The organism is Cellulomonas septica (genome assembly GCF_012396155.1).
Taxonomy (GTDB): domain Bacteria; phylum Actinomycetota; class Actinomycetes; order Actinomycetales; family Cellulomonadaceae; genus Cellulomonas; species Cellulomonas septica.
The window spans coordinates 1-7109 of sequence record NZ_JAAXOY010000130.1; the positions used below are offsets into that span (position 1 = coordinate 1).

Below are 7109 nucleotides of genomic sequence, written 5' to 3' on the forward strand. Positions count from 1 at the left end.
CTGGCGCTGCGCTTGGAGCGCTCGCAGGCCAACGCGGCCGAGATCGCCCGCCGCCTCGCCGCGCACCCGGGGGTCGCGCAGGTGCGCCACCCGAGCCTGCCCGACGACCCCGGGCACGCGCGCGCGGCGGCGCAGATGGACGGCTTCGGCTCGATCATCGGCCTGCGACCGCACGGCGGTGTCGCGGCCGCCGAGGCCCTCGTCGCCGCGGTGCGGCTGTGGGTACCCGCGACGAGCCTCGGCGGCGTGGAGTCGAGCCTGGAGCGGCGCCGCCGGTTCCCGCTGGAGACCGTCACCGTGCCCGAGGACCTGCTGCGGCTGTCCGTCGGGATCGAGGACGTCGAGGACCTGTGGCGCGACCTCGCGCAGGCGCTGGACGCCGCCACGGCGGGCTGAGGAGACCACGCCCGGAGTCCTCCGCGGCGGGAGCAGCGGGGACCTGCGGCCGTCGCGACGTCGGCCGACGAGCCCGCGCGGCGCAGGCTGGTGCCGGCAGAGACGTCGCGACAGGCGTCGATCCGGCGGCGGTCGCGTGCCGGCGCAGCCGGGTGCCCGTCCGGGACGCCCGGACGGGTCAGGCGCCCTCGGCCTTGTGGGGGCGTGCGAGCAGCAGCGGGGCGAGCTGGTCGACGGGCAGCCCCTCGTGCAGCACGCGGACCACGGCGTGCGTGATGGGCATCTCGACGCCGAGCGACGTCGCGAGCTCCAGGACAGACCGGCACGACTTCACGCCCTCGGCGGTGCCGCCGGTCGCGGCGATCGCCTCGTCGAGCGACATGCCGCGGCCGATGTGCCCGCCGAGCGTGTGGTTGCGCGAGTCGGGGGACGCGCACGTCGCCATGAGGTCGCCCATGCCCGCGAGGCCGGGGAACGTCTCGGCGTCGGCCCCGAGCGCGAGCCCGAGGCGCGTGATCTCGACGAGGCCGCGCGTGATGACGGTCGCCATCGTGTTGTAGCCGAGCCCGCGCCCCTGCGAGATGCCGACCGCGAGCGCGATGACGTTCTTCACCGCACCGCACAGCTCGACGCCGACGACGTCGGGGTTCGTGTAGGGGCGGAAGTACGCCGACGCGCACGCGCGCGCCACCAGGCGTGCGGTCTCGTCGCTCGTCGACGCGATGACGGTGGCCGTCGGCTGGCGGCGCGCGATCTCCCGCGCGAGGTTCGGGCCCGACACGACGGCCACGCGCGACGCGTCGATCGCCAGGGCCTCGGCGACGACCTCGCTCATGCGCTGGTCGGTCGAGAGCTCGACACCTTTCATGAGCGACACGACGACCGTGCGCGGCCCGACGGCGTCGCGCAGCGGCTCGAGCACGGTGCGGGCCTGCTGCGACGGCACGGCGACCGCGACGACGTCGGCGCCCCGGACGGCGGCGTGCGCGTCGGTGGTCGCGGTGATCCGCCACGGCAGCTCGATGCCCGGCAGGTACGCCTCGTTGCGGTGCTCGTCGGCGATCTGGCGGCACGTCTTCTCGTCACGGCCCCAGACCGTCACGTCGCAGCCCGCGTCGGCCATCACCGCGGCGAACGTCGTCCCCCAGCTCCCCGCGCCGAGGACGGTGGCGCGCAGCCGCGGGGCCGCGGGCTCGTCGGGCGGCAGCAGGTCGGCCGTCACGGCACCTCCGGACGCGGTGCGGCGTCCCCGCCGGCGCCCGCGTCGCGCGGGGCGTTCGGCTTGCGCATGTCGTAGCGGACCGTCGGCGCCTGCTCGGCGCGCAGGTCCTCGAGCAGCGCCGTGATGGCGGCCATGACGCGCTCGGTCGCCTCGCGCAGCGTCGCGTTGTCCTGCGGGCGGTCGTACAGGTCGTCGAGGTCGACGGGAGGCCCGGCGACGACGGAGACCTTCTTCGGCGGGATCGGCTTGAGCAGCTTCTTGTACCGGCCGAGCAGGTTCTGCGGACCCCACTGCGCGACGGGGATCACGGGTGCCCGGGTCGTCAGCGCGAGCCGCGCGACACCCGTCTTGCCGACCATGGGCCACAGCTCGGGGTCACGCGTGAGCGTCCCCTCGGGGAAGACCGCGACACACGCCCCGTCGTCGATGGCCGCGATGGCCGACTGCAGCGACTCCCCCGCCGCCGCGGTGTTGCGGTGCACCGGGATCTGACCCGTCGCGAGCAGCACCTTCCCCAGCACCGGGACCTTGAAGAGCGACGCCTTCGCGAGGATCTTCGGCGTGAAGCCGTTGTCCCACAGGAAGTGCGCGAACGTCAGCGGGTCGATGTTCGTCATGTGGTTCGACGCGACGATGACGCCACGGTCGCGGGGCATGTGCTCCACGCCGCGCCAGTCGCGCTTCGTCATGGCGAGCAGCGGCGGGCGCAGGATGAAGGCGACGACGCGGAAGGCGCGGGGCGAGTTCGGCGGCGGCGGCACGGGAGGGGATGCTACCGGGACTCAGTCGCGGCTGAACTCGGCGCCCAGCGCCTCGAGCTTCTGCGTGAACCGCTCGTAGCCGCGGTCGATGAGGCTGATGCCCCGGACGGCCGACGTGCCCTTGGCGGTCAGGGCCGCGATGAGGTGGCTGAACCCGCCGCGCAGGTCGGGCACCTCGATGTCGGCCGCGGCCAGCGGCGTCGGGCCGCTGATGACCGCCGAGTGGAAGAAGTTGCGCTGGCCGAACCGGCACGGCCGTCCGCCCAGGCACTCCTTGTAGACCTGGATCGTCGCGCCCATGCCGACGAGCGCGTCGACGAAGCCGAACCGGTTCTCGTACACCGTCTCGTGCACGATCGACAGGCCCTTCGCCTGCGTGAGCGCGACCACGAGCGGCTGCTGCCAGTCCGTCATGAAGCCGGGGTGGACGTCCGTCTCGAGCGTGATCGACCGCAGGTCGCCGCCCGGGTGGAAGAACCGGATGCCGTCGTCGTCGACGTGGAACTCGCCGCCGACCTTGCGGAACGTGTTGAGGAACGTCGTCATCTCGGGCTGCGTCGCGCCGCGGACGTACACGTCGCCGCCCGTCGCGAGCGCGGCCGACGCCCACGACGCGGCCTCGATGCGGTCCGCGAGCGCGGTGTGCTGGAAGCCGACGAGCCGGTCGACGCCCTCGATGCGGATCACGCGGTCGGTGTCGACCGAGATGATCGCGCCCATCTTCTGCAGGACGTTGATGAGGTCCATGATCTCGGGCTCGATCGCCGCGCCCGAGAGCTCGGTGATCCCCTCGGCACGGACTGCCGTCAGCAGCAGCTGCTCGGTCGCGCCGACGCTCGGGTACGGGAGCGCGATCTTGGTGCCCTGGAGGCGGCGCGGTGCGCGGATGTGGATGCCGTTGTCCTGCTTGTCCACGACCGCGCCGAACTGCCGCAGGATGTCGAGGTGGAAGTTGATGGGCCGGTCGCCGATGCGGCAGCCGCCCAGGTCGGGGATGAACGCCTCCCCCAGGCGGTGCAGCAGCGGGCCGCAGAACAGGATCGGGATGCGGCTCGACCCCGCGTGCGCGTCGATGTCGGCGACGTGCGCGCTCTCGACGTCGGTCGGGTCGAGGTGCAGGACGCCCGCGTCCGCGTCGGCGTCGACCTTCACGCCGTGCAGCTCGAGCAGCCCGGTCACCACGGCGACGTCGCGGATCTGCGGGACGTTGCGCAGCACGCTCGGCGTCTCGCCCAGCAGCGCCGCCACCATCGCCTTGGAGACGAAGTTCTTCGCACCGCGGACGGTGATCTCGCCCGACAGGGGGTTGCCCCCGTTGACGTACAGCAGATCGCTCATGGTCCTCATCGTCTCCCACGCCGAGGCGTGCTCCTGACCGGACGCGGCGCGTCGCGCCGCCCGTCCCCAAACCTTCACAACCGGCCCACCGCGCACGGACGCCGTCCGTCGGGCGACTCGTGGACCCGGCCCGAGGGGAGAACCGCGGCGGTGCGCCCCTTCTTCCCGAGGGCCTGGGGCTCACGGTAGCCATCCCGGGGCGCGGATGCGTGACGTTCGTCCCGTTCGCCCCCGGATGCCGGGCCCGCCGTGCACGGACGGGTGGTGGTCCCGGGCGCGCGCCGGGCCGTCCGGGCGAGGCGTCCGGACGCGCCGGAGGCCGGCGGGACGTCGTCGACGGTCCCACCGGCCTCCGGTGCGTGCGGTCCGCGTGGTCTCAGTCCGGGCGGCCGATCGTGACCGGCACGGGACGTGCGGCCTTGATCTCGACCGGCGGCAGGTGCTTGGCGGGCAGCGTGCGCGGGCGCCACGGCTCACGCGTCTGCTCGAACTCGCTGATCTCGTCGGCGTGCTGGAGCGTCAGGCCGATGTCGTCGAGGCCCTCGAGCAGCCGCCAGCGCGTGTAGTCGTCGACCTGGAACGGCACCACGACGTCGTCGCACGTGACGGTCCGCGACTCGAGGTCCACGGTCACCTCGGTGCCCGGGCGGGTCTCGAGGATCTTCCAGATGAGCTCGATGTCCTCCTGCGCGACCTGTGCGGCGAGCAGCCCCTGCTTGCCCGAGTTGCCGCGGAAGATGTCCGCGAACCGCGCCGAGATCACGACGCGGAACCCGTAGTCCTTGAGCGCCCACACGGCGTGCTCGCGGGACGAGCCGGTGCCGAAGTCCGGGCCGGCCACGAGGACCGAGCCGTTCTTGTACGCGTCCTGGTTGAGCAGGAAATCCGGGTCGCCGCGCCAGGCCGCGAACAGCGCGTCCTCGAAGCCCGTGCGCGTCACGCGCTTGAGGTAGACGGCCGGGATGATCTGGTCGGTGTCGACGTTGCTGCGGCGCAGCGGGACCCCGACGCCGGTGTGCTGGGTGAACTTCTCCATGACGGTGCTTCCTTCTGCGATCGCGGGTCGGGTCAGACCGACTGGAGGTCCGTGAGCGGGCTGCCGTCGAACGCCCTCGGGTCCTCGCCGAGGTCCGAGATCGACGAGAGCGTGCCGCGGATGGCCGTGGCGGCGGCCACGAGCGGCGACACGAGGTGCGTGCGGCCGCCCTTGCCCTGGCGACCCTCGAAGTTGCGGTTCGACGTGGACGCCGAGCGCTCCCCCGGCGCGAGCTGGTCGGGGTTCATGCCGAGGCACATCGAGCAGCCGGCGTTGCGCCACTCGGCGCCGAAGTCGAGGAAGATCTTGTCGAGCCCCTCGGCCTCGGCCTGGAGCCGGACGCGCGCGGACGCCGGGACGACCAGGACGCGCACGTCGTCGGCCTTGTGCTTGCCCTGGACGACCTTGGCGACCGAGCGGAGGTCCTCGATACGGCCGTTCGTGCACGAGCCGATGAAGACCGTGTCGACCTTGATCTCGCGCAGCGGCTGACCCGGCGTGAGGCCCATGTACTCGATCGCGCGCTCGGCCGCGACGCGCTCGTTGGCGTCGGCGATCTGCTCCGGGACCGGGACGGCCGCCGACAGCGGCAGGCCCTGGCCCGGGTTGGTGCCCCACGTGACGAACGGCTCGAGGTCCGCCGCCTCGAGGACGACCTCCTCGTCGAACGTCGCGTCGTCGTCGGTGCGCAGCGTGCGCCAGTACTCGACGGCCGCGTCCCAGTCGGCACCCTCCGGTGCGTGCGGGCGGCCCTTGAGGTACTCGAAGGTCGTCTCGTCGGGCGCGATCATGCCCGCGCGCGCGCCGGCCTCGATCGACATGTTGCAGATGGTCATGCGGGCTTCCATCGACAGCGAGCGGATCGCCTCGCCGCGGTACTCCAGGACATACCCCTGGCCGCCGCCGGTCCCGATCTTGGCGATGATCGCCAGGATGATGTCCTTGCTGGTCGCGCCCGGGGGAAGCTGGCCGTTCACCGTGATGGCCATGGTCTTGAACGGCGCGAGCGGGAGCGTCTGGGTCGCGAGCACGTGCTCGACCTCGCTCGTGCCGATGCCGAACGCGAGCGCGCCGAACGCGCCGTGGGTCGACGTGTGCGAGTCGCCGCAGACGACCGTCAGGCCGGGCTGGGTGAGCCCGAGCTGCGGACCGACCTGGTGGACGATGCCCTGGTCGGCGTCGCCCAGCGAGTGGATGCGGACGCCGAACTCCGCGGCGTTGCGGCGCAGCGTCTCGATCTGGGTGCGGCTCGTCGTGTCGGCGATCGGCCGGTCGATGTCGAGCGTCGGGGTGTTGTGGTCCTCCGTCGCGAGCGTGAGGTCGGGGCGGCGGACCTGGCGTCCGGCCAGCCGCAGTCCCTCGAACGCCTGCGGGCTGGTGACCTCGTGCACCAGGTGCAGGTCGATGTAGAGCAGATCGGGTGCGCCTTCGGTGCCACGTCGCACGACGTGCGCGTCCCAGACCTTCTCCGCCAACGTGCCGGCCATGTTCTCGGTCCTCTTCTAGTTCGTCCGGGTGGGGGGTGTTCCCGGTTCCTGTTGCGTGCCTGCTTGCGTCTCAGCCTCCGAGACGCCAATATCGACCTATGGACAACTCTAGCGGAGTCGGCGTCCTGGACAAGGCCGCGTCGGTTCTCAGCGCTCTCGAGGCGGGCCCGGCGACGCTCGCACAGCTCGTGACCGCCACCCATCTTGCCCGCCCCACCGCCCACCGACTGGCCGTCGCCCTCGAGCACCACCGGCTCGTCGCGCGCGACATGCAGGGCCGCTTCGTGCTCGGACCGCGCCTCTCCGAGCTCGCCACGGCCGCCGGCGAGGACCGCCTGCTCGCCGCCGCGAGCCCCGTGCTGGCCGCGCTGCGCGACCACACCGGCGAGTCCGCGCAGCTCTACCGCCGCCAGGGCGACATGCGCATCTGCGTCGCCGCGGCCGAGCGCCCGATCGGCCTGCGCGACTCCATCCCGGTGGGCGCGACCCTCACGATGCAGGCCGGCTCCGCCGCGCAGATCCTGCTCGCGTGGGAGGAGCCCGACCGGCTCCACCGCGGGCTGCAGGGCGCCAAGTTCACCGCGACGATCCTGTCCGGCGTCCGCCGCCGCGGCTGGGCGCAGTCGGTGTCCGAGCGCGAGGTCGGCGTCGCGTCCGTGTCCGCCCCCGTGCGCGGGCCGTCGGGCCGGGTCGTGGCCGCCGTGTCCGTCTCCGGGCCGCTCGAGCGCCTCTCACGCCAGCCCGGGCGCCTGCACGCCGCCGCCGTCGTCTCCGCCGCGAACCGCCTGACCGAGGTCCTGCGCCGCACCGCCGAGTGACTCCCGCTCCCCCGTCCACGGACCCCCTCGCGAGCCGGCCGCGAGGGGGTC

7 protein-coding genes are annotated in these 7109 nt (G+C 73.1%); 2 read left to right on the forward strand and 5 right to left on the reverse strand.

What is annotated here, in order from left to right; genetic code table 11:
• Positions 1 to 396, forward strand: a 396-nt coding sequence (locus tag HGA02_RS07100) for a PLP-dependent transferase (protein WP_168678437.1), incomplete at its 5' end; no start/stop codon positions are given.
• A 178-nt stretch (positions 397 to 574) separates the two neighbouring features.
• Here HGA02_RS07100 and HGA02_RS07105 read toward each other — a convergent pair.
• The 5 genes from HGA02_RS07105 to leuC form a co-directional block, all read right to left on the reverse strand.
• The gene (locus HGA02_RS07105; protein WP_343035342.1) at positions 575 to 1618 is read right to left on the reverse strand and encodes an NAD(P)H-dependent glycerol-3-phosphate dehydrogenase; all 1044 of its coding nucleotides are present in this window, start codon (positions 1616 to 1618) and stop codon (positions 575 to 577) included.
• A complete protein-coding gene (locus tag HGA02_RS07110; protein WP_168678438.1) occupies positions 1615 to 2379 on the reverse strand; it encodes a 1-acyl-sn-glycerol-3-phosphate acyltransferase in 765 nt (254 codons plus the stop codon). The genes HGA02_RS07105 and HGA02_RS07110 overlap by 4 nt, the downstream gene beginning before the upstream one ends.
• Before the next feature lie 21 nt (positions 2380 to 2400).
• A complete protein-coding gene (gene murA, locus HGA02_RS07115) occupies positions 2401 to 3717 on the reverse strand; it encodes a UDP-N-acetylglucosamine 1-carboxyvinyltransferase (RefSeq protein WP_168678439.1) in 1317 nt (438 codons plus the stop codon).
• Between the two features lie 376 nt (positions 3718 to 4093).
• The gene (gene leuD / locus HGA02_RS07120) at positions 4094 to 4753 is read right to left on the reverse strand and encodes a 3-isopropylmalate dehydratase small subunit (protein ID WP_168678440.1); all 660 of its coding nucleotides are present in this window, start codon (positions 4751 to 4753) and stop codon (positions 4094 to 4096) included.
• A 32-nt stretch (positions 4754 to 4785) separates the two neighbouring features.
• A complete protein-coding gene (gene leuC, locus HGA02_RS07125) occupies positions 4786 to 6240 on the reverse strand; it encodes a 3-isopropylmalate dehydratase large subunit (protein ID WP_124342437.1) in 1455 nt (484 codons plus the stop codon).
• Between the two features lie 98 nt (positions 6241 to 6338).
• Between leuC and HGA02_RS07130 the strand changes: the two genes are divergently transcribed.
• Positions 6339 to 7058 (forward strand): IclR family transcriptional regulator, encoded by a 720-nt coding sequence (locus HGA02_RS07130; RefSeq protein WP_124342436.1) that lies wholly within the window; start codon positions 6339 to 6341, stop codon positions 7056 to 7058.
• The last annotated feature ends 51 nt before the right edge of the window (positions 7059 to 7109 follow it).

Coding starts and splice junctions, on each gene's coding strand:
- murA (WP_168678439.1), bottom strand. CDS start 3,717: ATGAGCGATCTGCTGTACGTCAACGGGGGCAACCCCCTGTCGGGCGAG.
- leuD (WP_168678440.1), bottom strand. CDS start 4,753: ATGGAGAAGTTCACCCAGCACACCGGCGTCGGGGTCCCGCTGCGCCGC.
- leuC (WP_124342437.1), bottom strand. CDS start 6,240: ATGGCCGGCACGTTGGCGGAGAAGGTCTGGGACGCGCACGTCGTGCGA.
- HGA02_RS07130 (WP_124342436.1), top strand. CDS start 6,339: ATGGACAACTCTAGCGGAGTCGGCGTCCTGGACAAGGCCGCGTCGGTT.